Raw genomic sequence first — 21,416 nt, forward strand, 5'->3', positions numbered from 1 at the left:
CGCATCACGGGTCGATGCAGACAACGTACTGCCGTGGGTCGGTCCAGGCGATGCGCAGATACGGACCTTCGAGCAGACCGCGGTCGCGAAGCCAGGCAAACACCTCGGCCGGGCTCCATTCGCGACCGGCCAAGAACGCTACGCCCCGGTCACGCAGGGCAGCGAACAAGCGGGCTTTGCCGATGTCGTCGCCCACTTCGGCGCACAACGTCGCCGCCTGCCCCGCCATGCCGAGTGCCTGCAACGCCGCACGCGCGTCTGCGTCCAGCACCACCACCTGCACGGTATTGCCGTCGGCCTGCTGCACATACGCGGAAATGGGGATCAGCATGCGCTGGACTCTGCCTGGCTCGGCCCAGTATGCATGCTCCGCGGCGGGTATCAGCAGGTTCAGGTCGCATCACTCCAGACCGCCAGTTCGTAGCCGTCCAGATCACGGAAGTGGAAGCGGCGGCCACCGGGGAACGCGAACACCGCCTGTACGACTTCGCCACCGGCAGCGATTACACGCTGCTGTGCATCGGCCAGGTCCGCGCAGTAGAGGATCACCAGCGGCCCCCCGTGGGCACGCACCGGCGCGTCGGCCACGAAGCCACCTTTCAGACGGCCGTCGTCGAACTCGGTGTAGGCCGCGCCGTAGTCGGTGAAATGCCAGCCGAACACCTCGCCGTAGAAGCGTTTGCTGCGGGCAATGTCGGCGACGTTGAATTCGATGTTGTCGATGCGGCGTTCGGCATCGTGGGGCGCGGTATGGCTCATGGCGTGGCTCCCGGGTGGGAGCCCAGCTTCAATCAGCGCGGCATCGCGGTCTTGAACGAAACGGCCATCATTGGCCCCATTCGAGGCGCAGTTCGCGTGCGGTCATGCTGGCAAGCTCGCGCGCCTCGCGGCTGAGATGGGCCTGGTCGGCATAGCCGGCCTCTGCGGCCAGCATCGCCAGCGAGTGCTGCGGCAGCGCACGGCTGTGGCGCAGGAAGCGTTGCAGGCGCAGGATCCGCTCCAGCGTCTTGGCGCCGTAGCCGAACTGCAACTGGCTGAAACGTCGCAGGCTGCGCGGGCTCAGGCTCAAGTGCGCCGCCAGCGTATCCAGCGTGGCGTCACCCGCGGCGAGCGCCCGGAACAGGACATGTGCACGCTGCGCCGACGTATCGAGCGCGGACGCACCCATATGCTGCTGCAGGCAGTGCGCCATCCGCTGCAGGCGCAGTGCAGGCGCGGTGTCGCCGATGGAGGCCGCAGCCTTGTTCGCCCACGTGCCCTTCAGATCGGCCAGTGGCACGGCCTGGCCGATGATCCCGGCCAAAGGCAGGCCCAGCGCGGCCAATGCCTGGCCGGGACGGAAGCGTGCGCCCAGCACCTGTGCACCGGGTGCCAGCGCCGGGTGCGCGGCCACGCGGTCCGGGCCGACCACGAACAACGCACCGTCGCGCCAGAGGATATCCACGCAGCCATCGGGCAATACGGTGATGTGCCCATCGGCATCGGCAGGAAGCTGGCTCTGCCAAAGCTGGCCAAAGTGGCCACGCAGCGGCGCAGGCGCCAGATGCTCCTGGTAGGCCGTGCCGGTGCCTGCGAGGGAGGAAAGGTCGCCCATACCGCATTGTGGCGCCACAGCGCCCATAAAAGTGAAGCCCGGCGCGAGGCCGGGCTTCGGTTGGCGTGTGGGAGAGAGAGAGAGTCACACGCCAGCACAACACGCACTAACGACAGGCGTTTGTTACCAGGTGAAGCGCGGACCCACGAACCACTCGCGGTCGCCGGCCTTGGCCAGCTTCACTTCGCCGCTCAGGCCCCAGTTCTGGTTGAACTTGGCGGTGGCGCCGACACGGCCGTAGAACTCGCCGTCCGGGTTGTAACCGTGCTTCTTGCTGAAATCTTCGTAGCCGGCCATCACGTAGCCTTCCACGTACGGGTTGAACGCGGTGCGCACGCCCACTTCGGTGGAGTAGCCGTTGAAGTCCAGGCCGCGCTTCTCGTCGTACTTCTGGTACGCAACACGGGCCACCAGGTCGGTGTTCGGTGCGATGCCATAGTTGTAGCCGACACCCAGGCGCCACTGGTCGACGTCATTCTTGAACTTGTCGGTTTCCTGGGCGCTGTAGTCGCCGAAGATGTGGAAGTTCGGGTGCACCGCCACGGAACCCTTCACCTTCCAGCCATCGGCGTCGCCGCCCTTGGCATCGGTGTTCACGTAGCCGCCTTCAACGTAGTTGTACGACAGGCCATCGGTTGCCGATGCAGCGAACGGCAGAGCAGCCAGAAGACCCAGGGCGAGCAGCGAATTCTTGTTCATCGGGACACACCTTTAATTATTTTGGTTTCGTCGGCCGCCTCCCGGGAGGGGGAGAGAGAGGAGGCGGTCGACAGGTGTGAATTATCCGTTAGGGGGTCTAATCGACCCTGAATATTGAACTGACTGGTGTATAAATATGGTTCCCGTTCAGGGAACTCTGCATGGCCGCATTTTAGACGGGCAACCATAGGTTTGCGTTTTTGCTGAACCTATGGTTGCGCAAGGGCTGAAAACCTTTGGTTGCAGGAACCCAAGGGGTCTGGCGTCCACCGCTCATTGGGCCTCGACAATGGCCAGGCAGGAAGACGCCCAACAATTGGGGGAGACCCTCACGCGGCTTTTGGAGGGCCGGAGGCAGTGAAGGTCGGACAAAGCATTCGGTTCAGTGGTGCCGAATCCGGAGAAAGAGAGGCTGACGTCTCCATGGTAACGTCCGCTATGGATCGGACGCTGTCGCCCCACGCAAAATATCCCTCTTGCCGCTGATGGCTGCTTCCGGCCAGGAGCGAACGTTCGAAGCGCTGGAGCTGAGCGGCGGCGAAGCCGTCCGCCTCGAACGAGATGTTAGGCGGCGCCCCGAACTTACGCAAAAAAAAAGCGTCCCGAAGGACGCTTTAGTGTAGGTGGGGAGTTACGCCATTCACTGCCAAGCCTGCCATTACTGATGATGCAATTACTGTGGCTGACTGGGTTGTAGCAAAAAAGACTGCTTTAAAAGAAAGGATTGTTTCCATATTGATACCTCCTGCAAGGTTGATGATGGCATTGGTAATTGTCGATGGCGAACTTGCCATGACTCCTAGGACAACACTAGCAAACAACAAACAGGCAGACTTTCTCAGCAGCGACGGATTCGAACCGTCCTCACCTCCGAAGACTTCTCAGCCCCAATCATACTCCCGAATGGCTAAAGTGTCAATGTTTTGTTAAGCCCCAGGCGGGCGAAGCCGCCTAACGCCTGAATCAAGCGGCAACGTTTTTGGCCCTTTGTAGTCGCGAAACACTGCATCAGATCCCCTAGCCACCCAATAGACGGACCTCGGGATCCGGTTATTCGTCATCTTCATAGCACGCCGTATGGCGGACTATTCCGTTGATGCCGCTCTATCTTATGGCTGCAGGGTCCGGCTAGCACGCCGACGCATAGCCGGATCGAGCGATCAGGGACGGAACGCACCCAGAGTGGGGTTTCGAACGTCCACAATGGGGCGGACGCTGCCATCGCGAGACGACTACCGCTACCGGCCAGAAACGGGCATCCGCCCTATCCTCTATAGATCTTTGTAATCCCGTCCCTGCCTGATGTCTATTTCCGACAACGAGCAGACTTTAGAAATGCCCCGACTAAAACGCATGGCGCAGTCCATCCTTTATCGGCGAGGTACAGGCGGGCAAGCACTGGGTGGCTAGGACAGAGCGGACGGCTGTCGCTCGACTTGCAAGGCTTTCGCCCCGTCAGGACCGCAAAGGGCTTCGCCAGTTAGTCCGGCCCATACCCCTACTCAGGTGGCCCGCCTAAGAGGTCAGACGCGGACATAGGTCCAAGACTTGAGGCCCAGGCGCTTAGCCCAAGTCTTGGCCGTCGCCATGTCACCGGCGCCGAGTAGACGCGTTCGATCCAAATGATCGATGAGCTCCCACCTGCCCTCGCTGCCCTGTTCTGCCGGTTCATCGAAGCAATAGAACTGCATCACATCCTTAGTCGTGGCCAGGTAGTAATCAGCTGTAATTGCCTTTGGCCTCCCATCAACCCCGAGGCCAGTGTTGTACGAAATGGTTGGCTGACGCGACATAGCCCGTTCCTTGCGGATGTGACGTTGCTAACAACGATACCGGGAGCAGACACCCGCCACCACATGCAGGCCCTCGGCGCGGCGTTGCTCTGCCGGGTATGCAGTTGGGCCCAGCAGCAGATGCTGGGCAGAATTCGGTCAGGACAAGCGACACCCAGGGAGCGGCACCCTATCGACGCGGATGAGCGTTCTCGGGAGATTACCTCTCCCCTGCCGTTTGTCGGAAACCTAGGCTATGGCTCTTTTTACAGAAGTTGAACGGTGGTACGGTTTTCGTACATTCATGATGCGATCCTGGTGGATTATGAACGACAAAAAGCAGGAAATCGAAGCGTGTCTTGAGAAGTTCTGGGACGATATGGCGATTGATGTCGGTGAGGATCCTCAAGACACTGGCTCCCTGATCGGTGCGCCCTTGGATTCATTGACCGTGATGGAGGTGATGCTGGAAATCGACAAGTTGCTCAATCGAAAGATTCCAGCGGACATCGTGATCCGCAAAGGTGGATATGAATCGCGGGAGCAATTCGTCGAACAATTGACCGCGGAGGTTCTAAAGTACGTGGCGGAGCATCCCGATGACTAGTCTCGAAAAGGATGCTCAGCGGGCAGGGATGGCGGAGCGGCTGCGGCAGTCTCGGGAGTATGTAGGTCTATCTCAGGAGGAAGTTGCCATCGCCCTTGGGATCTCGCGTCCAGCGGTAACTCATATCGAATCTGGCAGTCGAAAAGTGGAGGCGACTGAACTAAACATCATGGCGCGCTTGTACCGAAGGACGCTTGAATACTTGCTCACCGGGAGGGAGCCACCGCCGCAAGCACCAGAGCAGTTGGCTTTCCTGGCGCGGGCAATCAAGGGTCTCTCAGGCCGTGACCTCGATGAGGTGGCGCGTTTCGCCGAATTTTTGAAGCAATCAACCAAGGTCAGTCGAAAGGAGTAAGGAATGCTCCCTCACATCAAGAACGCCGCTAGGCGAGCCGCTGAGATCTATCAAGACTCCGGTGCCAAGGCCCGTGTGGAGCACGATGGCTATACGCGTGTCGATCCCTTTTTAATCGCAGGGAGGGAAGGCGTTCCTGTACTTCTGCGACCCATGGACAAGCTTCTCGGGGCGTTCATCCGAGACGAGGTGTCCGGCATCCTCGTCAATTCCGAGCGGTCGGCGGGACTGATCCACCTGACGTGTGCCCACGAGCTCGGACATTACTTCATGGGTCACGGCACTACAGCCGACGATTCGATGGAATTTGGGCCCAAAGTGGAACGTCAGGAACAGGAGGCGGATTGGTTCGCTTACCAACTGTTGACCTCTCGCAGTCTGCTCGCAAATATCATGCGCCGAAAGGGCTGGAGCATTCAGTCACTCAAGCACCCGGTTACACTTTACCAGCTGTCTCTGAGGCTCGGAATTAGCTATACGGCGACGGCTTGGTCTCTCGCACGACAAAAACTCTTGCATACTGGTGAGGTCAAGGAACTCCTGAAGATCCAGCCGATCGACATCAAACAGGCGCTGCTCAAAGGACAGAATTTTGAATCTCGTAGGGAGGTATGGCTCCTCGACGAAAGTGATCGGGCGAGCGTGCTGGAGCCGCGTGCGGATGACCAGGTCTTGGTTCGTTTGAGAAGCAATGCCTCATCGGGCTACCTCTGGTCGTTGACTGAGCTAGCATCGGAAGGTTTCCAGATTCGCCCGATATCGTGTCGAACCGAAGAGGTGGTCGATCCGAGGCAGATCGTTTTCGGCGCAGCCACCGCGGAATTTCTACTGACCTACGACGACCCTGCGAGTCTTCCAGACGGCGAAACGCGTGCCTTTTCTATGCAAGAGCAGCGACCTTGGTTGAAGGGGGGCGAAGCTATCGCGACGTTCGAAACGAGGGCTAAATTTGAGCAAATCGAGCCTGGTCTGACGCGAGTCGCTAAGCGGAACTTGTTGAGCGAGGCGTCGATAGCTTGATCATCAAGGAAGAAATAGCCCTGCCGCAGGCAAACAATGCTGCACGCGACCAAGGGCAGCGCCCGACCTGTATTGCGTTCGCCCTATCGGAGCTAAATCTCCGATTCGCTCCGCAGAGTGAGGTGCTGAGTCCCGAGTATGTCTATCAAGGTGCCGCCACACTAACGTCCAATTGGGCCTCGGGTGATGGTGTCTCCTTAGGACTCGCGCTCCAAGTGGCATCGTTCGGGCAACCTACCGAGCAGGACTTCCCGTATCAGGCAACGGAGCCATCACCGCCTGTTTCGTTGCCGCCAGTTGGTTTGCGCCTCTATGGAAGAGCGCTGGATCTGCTTCCGCACGATCCTGATTCAATTGCCGACGCGATTCGAAGGAATCTTCCCGTGGGCATCGGCATGAGGTTGACTCAAAGCTTCTTCATTCCGGCGAGCGGAGTGGTCACGTTTGAGCAGTTGCCCCTGTCCAACGCACTACATGCAGTAGCAGTTGTTGGGCTTGGCAGGGCCGATGACGGCGCCCCCTATTTCCGAATTCGCAACAGCTGGGGCGACAAGTGGGGAGCACACGGGCAGGCATGGCTTCCCGAAATTTACATTCGCGAGCACGTTATCTGTGCGTTTGGAGGGTGAGAGTGGCTAAGGTATTTACAGGTGAAAGGCTAGTTCCTGTCTGGGTCTCCGCAGTGCGTAGCCTGAACGAAGCCCCTCAGAGGACGGATCGAAACTATGTCCTGGAGATTGCCTCCTCGACGATCCTCGGAGGCGGCGACTTGGACGTCATCAACGAAGTTGACGGTGTGCTTAGAGCCCGGGGCGATGGCGGTGGCGTTTTCACAGTTGCCGGGACCATCTTTCCGCAAGGACCATATCTGCGTTTTGGCCGTCCCGACTTCTACAAACGTTACCTTGAGCCCATGAAGTCAGGGAAGAAGCAGGGGACATGGGGGACGTACGCGATGCGCATGATGGATCGCGCCCACCCCAAATCCGGAAAGACCAGTAATCCTCTGGAAACGATCGTTAGCAAGCTCCGGACAACCAAGGACGACCGCAAAATTCTGTCCGCCTACGAGCTCGGCGTTCACGATGTGAACGACCTACTTGACGGCGAAGTAGGTTGCGAGCTTCCCATCTACGAGCCGGCGATAGACGGAGGGCGCGCGACCAACATCCCCTGTCTCAGCCACTTGAGCTTTAAGCTCGCCCCTTCGAAGGGCGCGGTCGATCTGACCGCAGTCTATCGATCGCACCACTACGCGAAAAGAGCCCTTGGCAACTTGGTCGGACTGAGTCAGCTATTGCACTTTGTCAGCAAAGAGTCCGGCTACGACCCCGGGGTCTTGACCTGTGTGAGTACGCTGGCTCACTTGGATGTGAGCTCGTTCGGAGGTGCCGATGCTGCAGCCGCGCTGATAAAACGGTTGCCTTAGAGCCCTGGGGGTCACAGCAGAGTCGCTTGATAGGCCCGGTCCAAGGCGTTGGCTGGCAGTCCATAGAAGCGACGCATGCCTTCTCGAAATTCCCGGACTCCTCCATAGCTAGGATGGCGTATGGTGATCACCTTGACGCCAAAACGCTGCGCATACGACGCAGCGTCCTGCCCGATCGCAACGATGTGCCGAATGTTCAACCAAGAGATCAGAACGCTATTCAACTCTTCAACTTGGGAGAGCTCGCGGGCTGTGAATCGACGGTTGGTGAAGGGGATGTCCGGCTCGTGTGGGTGAAGCGGGAATACGTTCCACAAGAGCGGGGGCGTTTCGATTGCTCTGATTGCGGACCAAATCTCTGCTGCTGTACGTTCTGCAAGGGCGGGGCCTTTCGTAGCCTGGTGCGAATGCGAGCCGGGATAGCGCCTGGCCAGCTCCGGAAGATGGAACTCATCGGTGAGGGCGAGGCCGGTTCGACGACCGCCTCGATAACCCAAGTCCCTACCCATCCAGATCGTGTCCACGCCAATCTCTGACACCGCTGCTAGGTAGGTGCGTAGATTCCTTCTCCTGCACTCAGCCGCATCCATACGATCGTGCACAGGGCAAACATCCGCATACGGATTGAAAACGTTGTCTAGGCTAAGGGCGGAGAGTGCTTTAACGAAGGCGTTTGGGGTCATTGCGTTGCTTGGGGATCAATAGGTCGAAACGAAAGTTCGTGGTTAGCCATGTCAACTTTGACCACTCCGCCACGGTGCATTGTAAGTAGGCGAAACACCTCAAATCCCTTCAGGATTGCTAGCTCCCACTGCCACAGCTTGCATCGGGCCACCTCGTAGCCATCGACCATGCTCTGGATCTGCTTCAGAAGCCCGTAATCGAGTTTGCCGGCCTTCACGCCATTGTAGAGCTCAAACTGTTTGGCGTGATTGAAGATCCAGGTGGCAATGCCTTCCTCGATGATCATGGCGCGCGCGCCGTCTTCGTTCTCATCAATCTTCCTGTCCGACTTTCGCTTGCGCTTAAGCAGCCCCCTCACAACGGGCGACCATCCAAGATAGGCAATGTAGGCGAGATGAAAAACATCATGAAAGCGGTAATCGTCCGCCTCGTTGCTGTTATCGGTGAGGCGATCCCCGATAAATACGCCGTTGAGCATCTGGACCACATATCCATCACGTTCGACAAACTCGATCTCAAACACCCTGGGGAACTGCTCATGGGCACCGAACTTGGTGTCTGGGTCGAAGTAGGCTGGATAGATCCTCTCGTCACCCGGCCATCGGCTAGAAATCTTGGAGAGGTTGTCGCGCGCAACGCTCTCGACGCGCAGGTCGAAGCATCCACAGGTGAGGACCCATTCTGCAAACAGGGTGCCAAAGTGTTCCCGCTGGGCTGGGGGGCTCAGCGCTTGAAGTTGAGTCAACGACGTGTCGGCCAAGCTCCCGGCGCTACTAGCAAGTTTGCCGAGCTGCCTGACTCTGTCCAGATCCCATCCTTCTTTGTGGGTATCAAGAAGTCCGTCAATCTGCCTAAAGCTTACGGGTTCAGACACGGGGCGATCGTTGTCTCCGAACCGTTTGCGCAGTCGACGGATGCAGTGTTCGCCAAGCTCATTAGGCGAGATGCCAAGAAAGGCCGCCGTGCTGAACAGGTACCAGAGTGCGTCGCCAAGCTCTTCGGCGGCTAGCGCGCTCTCCGGATCTGTCAACTGATCGCGTACAGACTTCTTTACCGAGGCGAGCAGTCCTCCCGTCTCCCCAAAGTACCCGAACCGCAGGTTGTCGAACTCGTCGGGCGTGTTCTCGAAGCGATTAGTTCTTCGAGCCTTAAGAGCATACTCTGGCAACGAGAGTGGTGGAGGCTGGGGTAGCGCGCGTGTCATCTAGCAGTCCTTCGCTGAAAGGGGTCATCAGGATAGTAACGCTTGCGTTCTCCCCAGAAGTATATCGGCTCGCACGCGCCTACAGCAGGCGATAAGTGTGGCTCGGTCAGCATCAACCGCACCCATAAGCAAGGCGCGACTGCGGACCGTCATCGTCACATCGTAGTGGGGATAGCGCCCCTTATTCTGAAACCACCGGCGCTGTAGCCCGAGTCGTGCCGCAAAGTCGTGAAGTTCTTCGATGGAGTCGGCCACTAGGTGGCACCATTCCTTGCCCCGCCAGCGAATGCCCTCTGAATCTACGTAGACGGCCATATGGGCTCGCAAATGTGCAAATAATATGCAAAACTTTAGCACATATGGCCGAGCGATTCCATACACGAGAGGATGCCCTGCAACTAGGAGGGCGCATGCGCGAAGCCCGGCATAGGGCTGGGATGACGCTTTTTTATGTGTCAGAGCAGACCGGCGTCGATCCTGGGCAGATCTCCAAAATGGAGCGCGGGAAAATGGTCACGCTCTCCAAAAATGTTCAAAAAATTTGCAACTTTCTAAGATTGCCTGCTTTTCCGGGGCCGTCACCCAAGACTGAGCTTGGCGCGAGGGTTGATGCGTTGATAGCAGGAGTTCCGGGCAGCGAGGCCGGGGTTGCCAAACTTATCGGCGCAATCGAGGAGCTGGTCCGAAGCACGACCTAGCTCGGCACCTGCGCACCTTAGGCTAAGTGACGCGGTCTAGTCCTCAAGCCTCGTCGCACCAGTATGCTACCCATACGCATACGCGCCGCACGGCGACTCAGGGAGGGGAACATGGAAGGCGTTGAGAATCGCATCGAGGAACTGATCCGGCGAACAAGGATCACCACCAGGTCGAGGTATCGAGCAAGCGAACGACTTGAGCGACACCACAAGTTCTCGCAGTGGACCGTCTCGCTGATTTCTGCAGCGCTAGTATTTGTGCCCATGATGCAAGCATTTAATATCCAGCTTGGCGTAGATGCAATTTATCTTAATGCAACACAAGCCGTGCTTGCAGTACTCGTTCTGGTCTACTCCCTGCTTCTTGGTCAAGAAAACTTCATTTCGCGATCAGAGGCAATGCATAGAAATGGGGTAGAGCTAGGGCGGTTTGCTCGAAAGCTCGCGGGCATCAGCGGCTCTGTCAAGGATCAGTACTACATCGCACTTACCGAGGAGTACTACGATATCTTGGAGAAGTACGGGAACCACAAGCCTATTGACTACTTGCTCACGCAGCTGACGGAGAAGCCGAGCACCGGGTCTGAATGGCTAACCTATGTAGTGCGGTGGCTCAAGGCTCGGGTCGTCACCATACTCATCTTCTCTCACTATTTCGTAGCGATGACCTTTGTTGGGTACGTTTTCTTTAAGCTCTTCCTGGCCATCAGAATGGTAGAATAGATAGGTAGATAAAGGCCTGAGATGCCGCCGAAGCCTATCACTGAGTTACAAGAGCGCGCATTCAAGACTGACATATGTGCTCTTCATAGCCTGAGTCTGCAAAGTTGCGAAGCGATGGTCCACAGGGTAGTTAGATAGGGTGCCATATGCCGCATGCCGCCCCAAAACCATTAAGCATATTGCAGTTCCAATTTTCTCCAAACTGACTCTTCCAAGGGACCTCAGCACAGCGCTTGCTGGCCAGACAAGCAACTTGCGATCGGCCACTTGATCCGCCCAGTGTTGCTGCGCTGTCCACGAATCTCCCCCAGCCCAGGCGACCGCATCGCAATGATTACCTTTGATCCCCCAGCGCTTGAAGCGAGTTTGCGTGACGCGATCACTCGATTAGGTAGCGCCTTCGGAATCGATTGGGAAGGAAGTGAACTGGATCCCAGCCTTGATCTGGATCTACGCGAGGACGCTGTTCTTTCTTTAGACACAATGGTCAGGCTGGATTTCCCCAGTTCAGAAGAGTCAGCTAACTTGCCGGTAAAAGAGTTGGTGGCCCTTGCGCTTGAGGTTACGGATCAGGCGACAACCTGCGACGGTCTCATCTATCACTCGAGTCTTCGAACAGTAGTCAGAGTGAAGTCACAGGACCTTCGATCTGAGGGATTCGTTGAAAAGATCAGCTCATTGGAATCCAGTGCCGGCAGGACCATCGCCGAGGTAGCCGGGCGTCCCGCATCAATTGCTCTGTTGTCGCTGTCGACACACTTCGGTGCAGCGGTTGTGGTAATGGATCACTACTACGACAAATACAATCCACCGCTGGGCTGGGATGAGGTTTTTGTCGAAGTACACCATCCGCAAGGGGCAACGAAAGAAGATGCCAATGCTCTAGTACAAGCCTATCTTTTTGAGCTGCACGTCACCCTAGGCTTGGAATTCTCGGAGGCTCCCCGCCCAGTCGATTTTGACATCGAGTACCCCGAAGACGAGGAGATCGGGGACTTGGTCCAAAGGGCAGCCAGCATGAGGCCACTACTTACCGGGCCAGGCCTCTTAGAAGTACTTTCCGAGTTCAATAGCGCAAACGGCCTGCATGTCGACGACGCCGCGCTACTCGTCTACGCAAAGTGCATTGAGTACGTGTCTGCCACGGTAGTCAGGGAGAAGCAGTACGAGGACCTTCGTAAGCGTCTATTGTCCAGAGATGCGCTCAGCCCCAATGCAGAGTTCATGGATGGGCTACTCGTTCTCTTCGAGGAGAATCGAATCTTCACCCGCGACGCAGAGGCGCTGCGTTTGTCGATTGAGCGCTGCTGTGATCCGCTTCCTATGAAGCCACATGCACCACGGATTCTTCGGAGCTTCTCCAAGATCGAACCAGGCAGTTCTGCGGAGCAGCGCAGACAGGCGCTCGTGGACCTGGCTGCTGTGCTCTCTGCGTCTAGGAATCAGCTCGCTCACGCCAAGGCCAACTATCGTACCACTGGGAAGGAGTGCCCACCTGAGCAGCTTTCGGGCTTGGTCTCATGCGCACGAATTGCTGCCGAGCAGTGCATCCGTTGGTACGCTTCACGCTCAGATGAGCTACGCCGAACCTGACAAGGCAGCGCTCAGTCTTTCCGCATGGAGATCGTCACCGATGATCCCAGGAGCGCCAGGAATCACCTCGATACGATTTGGACTTCAGCGCCTCCCGCGAAGCGAATAGGACGCCACCGCCGTAGCACCGCAGCCGTTACGTAGTTAGTCGACCAGGATTCGCTCGTTCAGCAGACTCTTGGTGACCGTCGCCAAGAAGCGCTGGAGTGCACGCCAGGAGCGTAGTTGTCAAATAGAAGCGCCTCCCCGATGCTAAAATTTACAAATTACGCGTCTTGGCTGATTCATGCCAAGAGAGGTAGGGAATCTACGCAAACCACCGCTGCGCACGCAGGACGGAAACTCTTGTCACCGGGAAGTCGCAATGGTCGACGTGGTTCCCTACCGCCAACGACGGTAGGTTGCCGAGTAGCTATGCACTAAAGCCCAAAACCACTTCGCGAGAAGGTTGCGCCTCTGCCGGATTAGAAATCGGCAAGAGATGGCTACGGTTGCGTCGTGGGGGGCTACTAGGCGCCTCTCCTGGCTCTAGGACGCTCGGCTGCGTAACCGTTTAGCCTTCAGCATGGCCATTGGGCTAACGGTCGGCACAGGGACGAGAAAAGTCAGCTGTTGCTCCAAGCCCAATGCTTTAAGGGTTGAGATCAGCGTGTGGACAGTTGATCCTTGCCCGCTCTCCAGTTGCACCAATGCCCTGCGAGAGATCCCTGCTTTGTCGGCCAACGCTGCTTGCGACACGTTGGCTAGGAGGCGGCGCGCCCTGATCCGCTTTCCTAGGGCCTCGGCAATTTCCTCAGGGGACTGGATTGGCATGTGACTCATTTGCGCGCAAATGTGCTCATTAGTGGTGTCTTCTCCCGTTGTGCGCGGAAAAGCGCGCAACTCTGGCACTTCCATAACTCATCGTAATGACGCGAAATCTCCCGCAGAATAGAAGCCTGGATAGACAGATCCTACATACCTGCAGGTGTCATGCGCACAACTGGCACCAGACTACGCTCAATTGCTGGTAAATATCATTGCCGCGGTCGGACCAACGAAGATGTTCGGCGTTGCCGTTCTGGAGCAACTGATCGTCGTCAGTCGGCTGCAGCTACGTTGCGCGAACCGCTCGGAACTGTGCCACGGTCGCGGGCGGAACTTAGCAATCTCGACGACTGGATGAGAGTAACAACGATGCCCGCAAACTTGTGGCTCCTGCGGTACACCTGTTGGCTGTGCGCGCCACGCTCGCGCCGGGAGACGCACTCCCGTGCGTACCAGTAGGCTCACACGATAGACAGCGATGAGCCAGGAGAGCAAGGTTGGGCGTTCGCACCAACGATAAGGGCAGCATATGAAGCCGACGATCTTGGCACTTGACCTTGAGGGAACGCTCATCTCAAACGCAATCAGCCAGATTCCCAGGCCCGGGCTCTACTGGTTTCTTGAGGAAATCCAGACGCTGTTTGATCAGCTGACGATGTTTACAACTGTTCCCGAAGATCGCTTTCGCAGCATCGCCACGCTGTTGGCTCGCGAAGGCAGTGCCCCGGCCTGGTTCGTGGAGCTGCCCTACATCAGGTGGTCGGGAAAGACGAAAGACCTACGTCTCGCCTCGCCAAATCTGGGTGAGGCACTACTACTTGATGATCACGGCCCCTATGTCCATCCCGGGCAGGAGCAACTTTGGGTCCAAGCCCCGTTGTTCGGTTCTCCCTATTCGTCAGACGATGATGGGCTCAACCTGGTACTCCATCGTTTGCTTGATCGCATCCGTAATGCGGACGCTGACTTGCGCCCCTAGCCCGGAACGGAGACGCGTAGCCATGCGCAATCGATCTTCGGTTCAGCTCAGGCTCGCATGACTCGCATCGCGTCCCCACGAGAGATCCTGGATGCAGCTGAAGCACGGCGCGAAAGTCTCGCCTCACAGTGGCTCAGTGCAGCACAGGTCAATGCCGGGCTGAACTTGAAGTTCGGCAGAGGCTGCCACAGTGCAAGTGAGTTGCGACGTCACGGGAAGCTGCTGGGCGTGTATGTCACGCACCCCATCGGCAGCTACCGCTACCCGACCTGGCAGTTCCGCCCAGATGGCCAGCCCGTTGAGCGATTAGCCAAGATCCTAGCAGTGTTGCGGGACTTTGGTCCTTTCCAGCGTGAGCCATATGGTCTGCGTCGCAGTACCGGTTGGGGCGAGGCGGAGTGGTTCTTGTCGCCGCACGTGTTGCTTTGGGGCGCGGTACCGGCCGCGATGCTGAGTGTAGACCCAGCCCGCGTGTTGCATGCAGTGCAGTGCGAGTTCGAAGAGGATGTCTGAGAGGGGCCTTACCCAGATGACTCAACGCTAGTGTTTACCCGACATCCTTCAATTGAAACTGAGTCTGGCAGTGCGGAACTAGTTGAGAGCGAATAGGCGGAAGCCTGCAGTCTGGCGGCCTGCAGGCCTCCAGCAATCCATGGCTATGCTCACCTGGTGACGATGCAGCAGCCGCCAACCGCCGAGACAGAGGCTCAGCCAAGTCTCTGCGACGCGTACATCGAGGACAACCGTAGGGTGAATGTCGAAGCTTCCCCTTAATTGAATCATGGTCCATTGCAAGAACAGCGACTCTTATTCATTCCCCGTGATCTCATACGACGGAGACTGATGGGTCCAGGTCTGCATAAACCCGGTCAACCTCATCGACTTGTTACGCGGCCCGAGGTGAATGGCACCGCCTTATCTAGGTGATGGCGTCCTGCCCGTCCAAGTAAGATCGCACATCTCTAAGTTCGCTCAAGCCTCCGCGGCAAAGAAACTCCAGTACGGTGTTCCCAGCAAACATGGGTGCCATGTTCGGCCGTCTTAACCAACTATCCGCCTGAATGGAGTCCGGCAGAAGGATATGAAGAGCTTTGTAGATGCCAAGTAGATAGCTAATCCGTATCAATACGTCGTCATCGATATGCTCGTATGCGCCTCGCACCCATGCCTCGTAAGAAGCATCAGGGGGACCTCCAAGCAACGTTCTCTGCTGGAGTCCCGACAGATCCCACCTCGCAGCGAGTTTGAAGAAGGCTCTTAATGCCGAGCCTGAAAGCTCCTCGCGACTGAACTGATCTGTAGGGATGCTCATCATGTGCTGATCTTCCAATCGACCTCCCTTAGAGGCACGTCGTGGCGTGCGAGAACCCCGCGCCCACAAGTGCGTCGTCATCTCATTCAACAGCCGGCAGCGTGCCCATCCTATCGCAATCCACGAACTACAATCCCGCGCTAAATCGCCTGACATGGCAACTGCTGTAGCAGTATGCATATCAGTTGATCGGATACGTGATCAGATAATCCGTGCACCACAAATGTGAGGATGTGCTCACTGTTTGCAATATGAAAGAGAGTGAGTGATGCTCGCCTACATGGTGCCCTTGTCGATACAAACGCTCGCACTTCGTGCAACAACCCCTGACCAACTCGCCGAGCAGGTGGCGGAAGAGTACGGGCTCTATGTCCGACTCTCAGAAGTGTGGATGCTGCTTGGCTACAACAGCATCAGCGCGGCCAGGCGCGCGGCGTATGACAACCGCCTGGGAGTAGCAACCTCGACCATTCCCGGCAGGAAGGGGCGCATGATCCGATCCAGAGATCTCGCGCAATGGCTTTTCACCGCAGCACGCGGCGCGGAAACCGTCAGCAATCGGCAGACTGCTCAATGATCCCATTCTTCCCACGGAGGACCTCCAGGTGAGCTAAGAACACTCTCTGGGGCAGAAAAGACAAACCCCGGCTGGCAGGCCGGGGTCTGTTTGAGGCGCAGCGATGACTACCGCTATGCCGAATCTACCCCCTTACCCCGATAGGAATCAACCCCTAGGCATTCCGGGAGGGAGGTGGCTGCCCGCCTCCCAGTAGATAGGCAGGGATCCATGAATCAAGAAGAACTGGCCCAGCGTCTGCGGGAGCAGGAGGGCCTCACTGTCGACCAGCGATGGCACATCCTTGAGGTGGCTAGCTCAAGTCCAGCGCGGAAGTCAGGAAAGGGTGCGCTGCACAACGTTGTGACTTACTTCAATTCAGTGAAATGTGGCCAGTTGATTACGCTGGAGAGTCATACTGTTGAACATCTGTTCGCGCTGACTCTGGAGCTGGATCCGGATGTGCTTGGCTACTTTCCGCAGGTCGCCTGTAAGGGGGTGAGATTTGGCAATCATGTGAGGAGCGGGACGCTGGATTTTCTTGTCGTCCGCACTCGTCGCGTTGAGCTAGTCGAATGCAAGGCCGGCTCCGCGCGTGACAGGTTGCTTTCGGCAAAGTCCGGTGAATGGATCGATGTCGATGGAGATCTTCAGAACCTTGCCTATGGTCCTTGGGCAAGGGAGCGCGGCATGGAGCACGTCCTGTGGTTGAGTCCCTCCCCAGTCGACACTCTGCTCCGGAACCTGCAGGTCATCTATAACGAGATGCGCGTCGTACCTGCCAACGGGGCTAAAGCCTTGGGCAGGCGAATCCAAGCACATCTCGCCGACGGCCCCAGAAGCCTCGATTGGATGATCGAGACTATCGAGGGATTCAGTGTGAGCCAAGCAGCAATTCTGCTTGGAACCCGTTGCGCCTTCGGCCCAGTTGAGCATGTTCCGCTCACGGATACGAGCAATTTCTTTCTGACCATGAGTCAGGCTCAGGCCATCGAGATAGGTGGCAACTTCTACGCGGTTGCCAGGCAATCTCGCAATCAACTGAGCTCAGCGTTTGCAACGGCGACGCTGGTCGATGCCACCAACGCCGAGAAGCGGCTCGCACTGATTCAATCTGCGCATGCCAAAGGCACAGCCGTCCCTAGGCACCTGCGTGAGATAGCACGGAATGTGGTCGAGGCACGAAGCAGAGGTGAAAACGAACTCGAGCAGTGCCTTACCAGGTTTCATGCAAGCGGCAACCGAATCAGCCGGCTGACCCCCGTTCAGGAGAAGAGGACGGCTGAGGTAATTCGCGCATACGCTGCAGGCAAATACAGGCAGAAGAAGGACGCGTACGCTGCACTCAAGGACGCCTGTAAGTCTGACGGCGAGTCGCCACAGAGCCGCCAGGCCTTCCAGCGGAAGCTCGATGACCGGGGTATAGAACTGCGGAAAATCCTTGCAACGCAAGGAATGCGCGGCTATCAGAAGAACCGGCCCCGCTCGGATGCCCGCGACCGATCAGGTGCAGCCTTAGCCAAACATGGAACCTTGCACGTGGACAGCACCAAAGCAGACGTCAGGGTCGTGTGCGACGATGGAATAGATGACAGCGCAGAGTCCGCCCTGCTTTACCTAGGAACGGATGAGGCGACTGATTTGCCGATGGCGCATTCATTTGTCTTCGGGCCAGCACGGCGCGATGGCCTGGCCATCCTGATCCGCAACTATGTCCGCAGAAATGGAAGACTGTTCAACAGCGTCTTTGTCGATCGCGCCACCGAGAATGAGTCCCACTTTCTCAGAGCTCTGGCCATGCGATATCAGTTCTCAGTCTTTGTCAGCCCAACAGCGGGTTCGAGCTTCAACTCGAACGTTGAACGATACTTCTCTAGGTTCAATTCGCAGGTGAGTCACGAGCTTGACGGCAGCACCGATCCCGACAAGGCGGGCCGGGGCGTGGATGGGAAGTTCAAGAGCTACAAAACTGCGAGGCACCGCTTTGAAACCGTTCAAAGGGTGGCCGAGGAGACGCTCTATGAGCATTTCCCGACTGTGCCTTTACAAGGCTTCGCGAGCCCGGCCGAACGTGGAGCCCACGCAGATCTTCTCTTTCCGAGTGCCGGCCTGTACGCATCGGTTGACGAGGAGTTCCTCTTCAGAACGGCGATCCCACACAGCAGCAACAAGTATGTTCCTGGACGCGGATTTGAGGTGTACGGTCGCTACTTCAACTCCAACGAACTAGGGGAACTCGACGCATCATTCGATGTTGAAGAGCTTCGCGTTGACCCAGAAGACCCGAGCTTCATCTGGGTTAGGACCAATCTTGGAACATTCAAGGCCTTCTGCAACTTGATTGGTCCTACAGCTCATACCTCCCTACTTGAGCGGTCGTTCAAGGGCATGTATGACCGGCTCTACGCGCCATCGCTTCTCGAAGCAAAGCAGATCGCGAGGCACGCTCAGGCGATGCGCACGGCAGCCGCGAATGCGAAGCCCATCACCCCGGCTCATCCCGTACCGAGTGAGGCTGACTCGAGTAGCGCTCCTTCGCCACCAGATGACACTCTTGTTGAACTCGACCTTCGCGGGATCAAGAAACGAGCCGTGGACGACTTTGACTCCATTGAAACACTGTGATCGGGCCCGTTTGAAGCAGGACAGAGCCCATCATTCAAACCCACAGGAGGCAGCAGTGACCAGCAACTCTGGAATTCCTTTTGTGAATCATAGCCGCATGAAGACTGCCTATTCCGAGCTCCTGAACGCCATTCAGAGTGCTCGCGGGGGCACATTCGTTTGGGCGATTGCACCTTCTGGCTCGGGTAAGAGCGAGATCAGACAAGCAATTCTTCCTGCGCTCGCCGGGAAGCAAATCTACTGGCCCGCCGGGACACTGCCTTTGATATCGGTGCGCGCAATGGCCAATGACCGCGGAAAATTCAACTCCAAGGATCTCACGCTGCGTCTCCATCACGCCGTCGTGGAACCTGACTTCAGCTGGCTTGAAGCCCAGGATCGAACGATCAGCACCGATGCGCACCATCTCCATGCGGAGGCGGAGGTGAATAATGAGCTGTGGAAGAAAGTGAGGGCAACGCAATCGCAGCCGAGACTGCAGCACAGCTTCGAATCAGTGGCGAAGCAGCGCCAGCTGAAGTACATCTTCTTGGAAGAGGCGGGCACCTTGACGATGGTGCATCTTCATCAGACCAGCTATGGCTACATGTCGAACCTAGTTCGACTGATCGAAGAGATCGGCTGCGTCATAGTGATGCTTGCTACCCATACTGCAGAGAGCTTGTGGGCGGGACACCCCGACGTATGGAATAGATCCCGGTTCGTCTACATCCGGCCGTACAACCTGACGAACCCGCAAGACGAGCGCGATTTCGTTGCGGTTCTCAAGGGCATCGGGAAGAACTTCAACCTGCAGGATCCTAGGATCCTCGTTAAGAATGCAGATCTGATGTATGCCAATGGTGCAGGCGTATTTGGCCCCACAATCGATGTCGTGCATCGAGCTGAGCTTCGGCGAAGGAATGAGGGGGCAAGCAGCATCACTGAAGCGCACTTGCACGCCAGCTCCTCAAGCGAGAAGGAGCTTGGAACAGTGTGGAGCAGCGTGTTGGCCTTCAACAAGCTTGCGGATCAGAAGCCCTTGAATGGCGAGAAGAGAATTGCTGACTTCCTGAAGCGAGTCGGTACGGGGGGAGTGGAGAGATGATGACTACGGCACACGCGGGGTATCGTTGGACAGCACTTCCGCCAATTGCGCCGATCGATGGCGGCACTGCCCAGACTGAATCGCTTGGAGGGTACTTCCAGAGGATGTGCGACACAACCGGGTTTACCAAGACACATCTCGCTGGAGTGCTTGACACGGTCGCCGGCCAGCCGATAAATGGACTGCGTGAGCGAAACAGCTTCGTTGGACCAGGGCAGGTGAGCCTCAACCGGGCGCGGGCGCTAGAGCAGTTGACTAATCAACGGCTGGTCGGCTGTACGCTCTCGCCTTTCATTAATGTTCTGCAGATGCGGGATGGTGGCCTTGCTGGCATCAATCGCCGCTGGTGTCCTGAGTGCCTACTGGACGCAGGCGAGAGTGATGGTCTGAGTGAGAGGCTGATCTGGAACTTCCTTCACTACTCGCATTGCTCCTTGCACTCAGTCAGAATCATTGATCGCTGCCAAGATTGCGGCAACAGTCAACAGTTGCGAAGGAGCAAGGCGGCCTTGTGCGCTTATTGCGGTTGCAGCCTGGCACGCGCAGCCACGCACGAGAGACCGAGTGCACTTCAATCTTGGGCCAACGCTTCGATCGAGGACGTCGTACGCTGGACCGCAACCAATCCTGACGTGGTTATTCCTGCAGAGAACTATCAGCGTTTCTTTGATGGGCTCCGTCAAGATGGGACATTGGATAGGCTGAAGATCGTTCACAACAGATTCTGGAGGGACGCAAATCGCTTTAGGCGAACTACCACCACTTTCAGAACGCTACTCAACCTATCCGCCATCAAATCTGTTGACATCATTGGAATTTTGACCGAACCAGTTCCGGCCTCATCGACGTCGTTGTTTCCAAGCCATGAGGTGGACGGTGAGATCGCCTTTGATCTTGAAGACTGGGGAGCACAGGCGAGGAAATTCGAAGTCGTACTCCACGCGCTCTGCAGGGCCAATACGCGTGTGTTCCCTAGTCAGCAGTTCCTCAGCCTACTGTTGGTCGCTAAGCGAAAAAGTTCTATCCACCGTGCGCCATCATTCAGCGCCTACATAGATCTTCAGATGCAACCTGGCCAGGATCTTCTGGCGGGTCGGCGCGCGGCCAGGAGAATCATGGATCTGTCTATGACCCTGCTGGGGAACGGCGTACGCGAAAGGGGCGTGGCGCGTGAACTTCTGGAGAGATTCGCTATTACGGCTGAAACAGCTAGAGAATGCGCCCGGACGGCGATGGTCATAAGGAAAGCTGTACTGTCCCAAGCGTTCTCAGCTGCTGGTGACCCTGCCGAGTGCCGCGGGAAGAAGACGAGACTTTCCCTGAGGAGGAAATGAGTGCGCAGTCGCTGCCAGGCTGGTGTCCTCGGCAGTCGCCCGGACCCTTTCCACACCGGACGGCCATACTCAACGAACGGGCGGAACCCCTCAATCTTTAAGTCATCTGTGTACCACACTGAATTCCTCCATCTTTCTGCTGCTGGATGATGCAATGGGAAGATCTAGTGATCGAGCTGGTTGGCGGAGTAGCCGATCTCTTGCTGAACTTTCATAGGATGAGAGCCACCACTCAACCGGAAAGCGGGGGAAGCTCCTTCGTGCTTGCTGGGCTTGTGACTGGCTCCTTGGGTGATAGGCAAAGTTGCCGGAGTCTTCGCGACTAGATCGGGACTGCG

The 21,416-nt window shown here is 57.3% G+C and carries 23 protein-coding genes; 14 read left to right on the forward strand and 9 right to left on the reverse strand.

From position 1 onward, the window contains the following. Nucleotides 1-4 precede the first annotated feature (4 nt). The 5 genes from N5J73_RS13285 to N5J73_RS13305 all read right to left on the reverse strand — a co-directional run bounded on the left by N5J73_RS13285 (nucleotide 5) and on the right by N5J73_RS13305 (nucleotide 4,086). Nucleotides 5-331: a hypothetical protein gene (locus tag N5J73_RS13285; RefSeq protein WP_049446139.1), complete on the reverse strand. Its 327-nt coding sequence runs from the start codon at nucleotides 329-331 to the stop codon at nucleotides 5-7. A 59-nt stretch (nucleotides 332-390) separates the two neighbouring features. Further along, complete coding sequence (locus N5J73_RS13290; protein ID WP_049446138.1) at nucleotides 391-759, reverse strand: VOC family protein; 369 nt, start codon at nucleotides 757-759, stop codon at nucleotides 391-393. 67 nt (nucleotides 760-826) lie between these two features. Beyond that, on the reverse strand, nucleotides 827-1,594 hold the full coding sequence (locus N5J73_RS13295) for a DUF6597 domain-containing transcriptional factor (protein WP_049446136.1): 768 nt from the start codon (nucleotides 1,592-1,594) through the stop codon (nucleotides 827-829). 123 nt (nucleotides 1,595-1,717) lie between these two features. After that, nucleotides 1,718-2,293 (reverse strand): Ax21 family protein, encoded by a 576-nt coding sequence (locus N5J73_RS13300; RefSeq protein WP_004153562.1) that lies wholly within the window; start codon nucleotides 2,291-2,293, stop codon nucleotides 1,718-1,720. A gap of 1,523 nt (nucleotides 2,294-3,816) precedes the next feature. After that, the gene (locus N5J73_RS13305) at nucleotides 3,817-4,086 is read right to left on the reverse strand and encodes a hypothetical protein (protein ID WP_279941052.1); all 270 of its coding nucleotides are present in this window, start codon (nucleotides 4,084-4,086) and stop codon (nucleotides 3,817-3,819) included. Between the two features lie 304 nt (nucleotides 4,087-4,390). Between N5J73_RS13305 and N5J73_RS13310 the strand changes: the two genes are divergently transcribed. From N5J73_RS13310 to N5J73_RS13330, 5 genes are all read left to right on the forward strand, one after another. Further along, a complete protein-coding gene (locus N5J73_RS13310) occupies nucleotides 4,391-4,672 on the forward strand; it encodes a hypothetical protein (RefSeq protein ID WP_279941054.1) in 282 nt (93 codons plus the stop codon). After that, nucleotides 4,665-5,027: a helix-turn-helix transcriptional regulator gene (locus N5J73_RS13315; RefSeq protein ID WP_171956720.1), complete on the forward strand. Its 363-nt coding sequence runs from the start codon at nucleotides 4,665-4,667 to the stop codon at nucleotides 5,025-5,027. The genes N5J73_RS13310 and N5J73_RS13315 overlap by 8 nt, the downstream gene beginning before the upstream one ends. A 3-nt stretch (nucleotides 5,028-5,030) precedes the next feature. Then, nucleotides 5,031-6,047, forward strand: coding sequence for an ImmA/IrrE family metallo-endopeptidase (locus N5J73_RS13320; RefSeq protein ID WP_171956721.1), 1,017 nt, complete (start codon nucleotides 5,031-5,033; stop codon nucleotides 6,045-6,047). Beyond that, nucleotides 6,044-6,676, forward strand: a complete 633-nt coding sequence (locus tag N5J73_RS13325; protein WP_279941056.1) for a C1 family peptidase — start codon at nucleotides 6,044-6,046, stop codon at nucleotides 6,674-6,676. Before N5J73_RS13320 ends, N5J73_RS13325 begins: the two co-directional genes overlap by 4 nt. Nucleotides 6,677-6,816: 140 nt before the next feature. Further along, complete coding sequence (locus tag N5J73_RS13330; protein ID WP_279941057.1) at nucleotides 6,817-7,476, forward strand: hypothetical protein; 660 nt, start codon at nucleotides 6,817-6,819, stop codon at nucleotides 7,474-7,476. An 11-nt stretch (nucleotides 7,477-7,487) separates the two neighbouring features. On the opposite strand, the gene N5J73_RS13335 is transcribed toward N5J73_RS13330, so the two are convergent. From N5J73_RS13335 to N5J73_RS13345, 3 genes are read right to left on the reverse strand one after another with little or no spacing between them, the layout of a single operon-like run. Further along, nucleotides 7,488-8,159 (reverse strand): uracil-DNA glycosylase, encoded by a 672-nt coding sequence (locus tag N5J73_RS13335; RefSeq protein ID WP_279941058.1) that lies wholly within the window; start codon nucleotides 8,157-8,159, stop codon nucleotides 7,488-7,490. Next, the gene (locus N5J73_RS13340) at nucleotides 8,156-9,364 is read right to left on the reverse strand and encodes a nucleoside triphosphate pyrophosphohydrolase family protein (protein WP_171956725.1); all 1,209 of its coding nucleotides are present in this window, start codon (nucleotides 9,362-9,364) and stop codon (nucleotides 8,156-8,158) included. The genes N5J73_RS13335 and N5J73_RS13340 overlap by 4 nt, the downstream gene beginning before the upstream one ends. A 27-nt stretch (nucleotides 9,365-9,391) precedes the next feature. Further along, nucleotides 9,392-9,679: a DUF4031 domain-containing protein gene (locus tag N5J73_RS13345; RefSeq protein WP_228355002.1), complete on the reverse strand. Its 288-nt coding sequence runs from the start codon at nucleotides 9,677-9,679 to the stop codon at nucleotides 9,392-9,394. Nucleotides 9,680-9,723: 44 nt separating this feature from the next. On the opposite strand from N5J73_RS13345, the gene N5J73_RS13350 reads away from it, so the two are divergent. From N5J73_RS13350 to N5J73_RS13360, 3 genes are all read left to right on the forward strand, one after another. Then, nucleotides 9,724-10,062, forward strand: a complete 339-nt coding sequence (locus tag N5J73_RS13350; protein WP_279941059.1) for a helix-turn-helix transcriptional regulator — start codon at nucleotides 9,724-9,726, stop codon at nucleotides 10,060-10,062. A 111-nt stretch (nucleotides 10,063-10,173) separates the two neighbouring features. After that, entirely contained in the window at nucleotides 10,174-10,785 is a 612-nt protein-coding gene (locus N5J73_RS13355) for an SLATT domain-containing protein (RefSeq protein WP_171956728.1), read from the forward strand. A gap of 330 nt (nucleotides 10,786-11,115) precedes the next feature. Then, nucleotides 11,116-12,378 (forward strand): hypothetical protein, encoded by a 1,263-nt coding sequence (locus N5J73_RS13360; RefSeq protein WP_279941060.1) that lies wholly within the window; start codon nucleotides 11,116-11,118, stop codon nucleotides 12,376-12,378. A 528-nt stretch (nucleotides 12,379-12,906) separates the two neighbouring features. On the opposite strand, the gene N5J73_RS13365 is transcribed toward N5J73_RS13360, so the two are convergent. Continuing rightward, complete coding sequence (locus N5J73_RS13365) at nucleotides 12,907-13,275, reverse strand: helix-turn-helix transcriptional regulator (protein ID WP_343204246.1); 369 nt, start codon at nucleotides 13,273-13,275, stop codon at nucleotides 12,907-12,909. A gap of 439 nt (nucleotides 13,276-13,714) precedes the next feature. Between N5J73_RS13365 and N5J73_RS13370 the strand changes: the two genes are divergently transcribed. The 6 genes from N5J73_RS13370 (at nucleotide 13,715) to N5J73_RS13395 (ending at nucleotide 21,078) form a co-directional block, all read left to right on the forward strand. Next, nucleotides 13,715-14,164, forward strand: coding sequence for an NIF family HAD-type phosphatase (locus N5J73_RS13370; protein ID WP_279941061.1), 450 nt, complete (start codon nucleotides 13,715-13,717; stop codon nucleotides 14,162-14,164). Between the two features lie 57 nt (nucleotides 14,165-14,221). Next, nucleotides 14,222-14,677, forward strand: a complete 456-nt coding sequence (locus tag N5J73_RS13375; protein WP_279941062.1) for a hypothetical protein — start codon at nucleotides 14,222-14,224, stop codon at nucleotides 14,675-14,677. Between the two features lie 1,067 nt (nucleotides 14,678-15,744). Then, on the forward strand, nucleotides 15,745-16,053 hold the full coding sequence (locus N5J73_RS13380) for a hypothetical protein (RefSeq protein ID WP_279941063.1): 309 nt from the start codon (nucleotides 15,745-15,747) through the stop codon (nucleotides 16,051-16,053). Between the two features lie 210 nt (nucleotides 16,054-16,263). Beyond that, a complete protein-coding gene (locus N5J73_RS13385) occupies nucleotides 16,264-18,657 on the forward strand; it encodes a transposase (RefSeq protein ID WP_279941065.1) in 2,394 nt (797 codons plus the stop codon). Nucleotides 18,658-18,712: 55 nt separating this feature from the next. Next, complete coding sequence (locus tag N5J73_RS13390; protein ID WP_279941066.1) at nucleotides 18,713-19,744, forward strand: transposition helper protein; 1,032 nt, start codon at nucleotides 18,713-18,715, stop codon at nucleotides 19,742-19,744. A gap of 692 nt (nucleotides 19,745-20,436) precedes the next feature. Next, nucleotides 20,437-21,078 carry a hypothetical protein gene (locus N5J73_RS13395; RefSeq protein ID WP_279941068.1) on the forward strand — a complete coding sequence of 214 codons (642 nt, stop codon included), beginning with the start codon at nucleotides 20,437-20,439 and terminating at the stop codon, nucleotides 21,076-21,078. Nucleotides 21,079-21,416: the final 338 nt, after the last annotated feature.

It is taken from the genome of Stenotrophomonas sp. GD03654, assembly GCF_029845105.1.
Taxonomy (GTDB): domain Bacteria; phylum Pseudomonadota; class Gammaproteobacteria; order Xanthomonadales; family Xanthomonadaceae; genus Stenotrophomonas; species Stenotrophomonas africana.

What these genes read in the sequence shown, in the direction of transcription:
- N5J73_RS13370 (WP_279941061.1), top strand. Translation starts at nt 13,715, where the DNA reads ATGAAGCCGACGATCTTGGCACTTGACCTTGAGGGAACGCTCATCTCA.
- N5J73_RS13385 (WP_279941065.1), top strand. Translation starts at nt 16,264, where the DNA reads ATGAATCAAGAAGAACTGGCCCAGCGTCTGCGGGAGCAGGAGGGCCTC.
- N5J73_RS13315 (WP_171956720.1), top strand. Translation starts at nt 4,665, where the DNA reads ATGACTAGTCTCGAAAAGGATGCTCAGCGGGCAGGGATGGCGGAGCGG.
- N5J73_RS13350 (WP_279941059.1), top strand. Translation starts at nt 9,724, where the DNA reads ATGGCCGAGCGATTCCATACACGAGAGGATGCCCTGCAACTAGGAGGG.
- N5J73_RS13380 (WP_279941063.1), top strand. Translation starts at nt 15,745, where the DNA reads ATGCTCGCCTACATGGTGCCCTTGTCGATACAAACGCTCGCACTTCGT.
- N5J73_RS13355 (WP_171956728.1), top strand. Translation starts at nt 10,174, where the DNA reads ATGGAAGGCGTTGAGAATCGCATCGAGGAACTGATCCGGCGAACAAGG.
- N5J73_RS13290 (WP_049446138.1), bottom strand. Translation starts at nt 759, where the DNA reads ATGAGCCATACCGCGCCCCACGATGCCGAACGCCGCATCGACAACATC.
- N5J73_RS13295 (WP_049446136.1), bottom strand. Translation starts at nt 1,594, where the DNA reads ATGGGCGACCTTTCCTCCCTCGCAGGCACCGGCACGGCCTACCAGGAG.
- N5J73_RS13375 (WP_279941062.1), top strand. Translation starts at nt 14,222, where the DNA reads ATGACTCGCATCGCGTCCCCACGAGAGATCCTGGATGCAGCTGAAGCA.
- N5J73_RS13360 (WP_279941060.1), top strand. Translation starts at nt 11,116, where the DNA reads ATGATTACCTTTGATCCCCCAGCGCTTGAAGCGAGTTTGCGTGACGCG.
- N5J73_RS13300 (WP_004153562.1), bottom strand. Translation starts at nt 2,293, where the DNA reads ATGAACAAGAATTCGCTGCTCGCCCTGGGTCTTCTGGCTGCTCTGCCG.
- N5J73_RS13340 (WP_171956725.1), bottom strand. Translation starts at nt 9,364, where the DNA reads ATGACACGCGCGCTACCCCAGCCTCCACCACTCTCGTTGCCAGAGTAT.
- N5J73_RS13285 (WP_049446139.1), bottom strand. Translation starts at nt 331, where the DNA reads ATGCTGATCCCCATTTCCGCGTATGTGCAGCAGGCCGACGGCAATACC.
- N5J73_RS13310 (WP_279941054.1), top strand. Translation starts at nt 4,391, where the DNA reads ATGAACGACAAAAAGCAGGAAATCGAAGCGTGTCTTGAGAAGTTCTGG.
- N5J73_RS13320 (WP_171956721.1), top strand. Translation starts at nt 5,031, where the DNA reads ATGCTCCCTCACATCAAGAACGCCGCTAGGCGAGCCGCTGAGATCTAT.
- N5J73_RS13305 (WP_279941052.1), bottom strand. Translation starts at nt 4,086, where the DNA reads ATGTCGCGTCAGCCAACCATTTCGTACAACACTGGCCTCGGGGTTGAT.
- N5J73_RS13335 (WP_279941058.1), bottom strand. Translation starts at nt 8,159, where the DNA reads ATGACCCCAAACGCCTTCGTTAAAGCACTCTCCGCCCTTAGCCTAGAC.
- N5J73_RS13365 (WP_343204246.1), bottom strand. Translation starts at nt 13,275, where the DNA reads ATGGAAGTGCCAGAGTTGCGCGCTTTTCCGCGCACAACGGGAGAAGAC.
- N5J73_RS13345 (WP_228355002.1), bottom strand. Translation starts at nt 9,679, where the DNA reads ATGGCCGTCTACGTAGATTCAGAGGGCATTCGCTGGCGGGGCAAGGAA.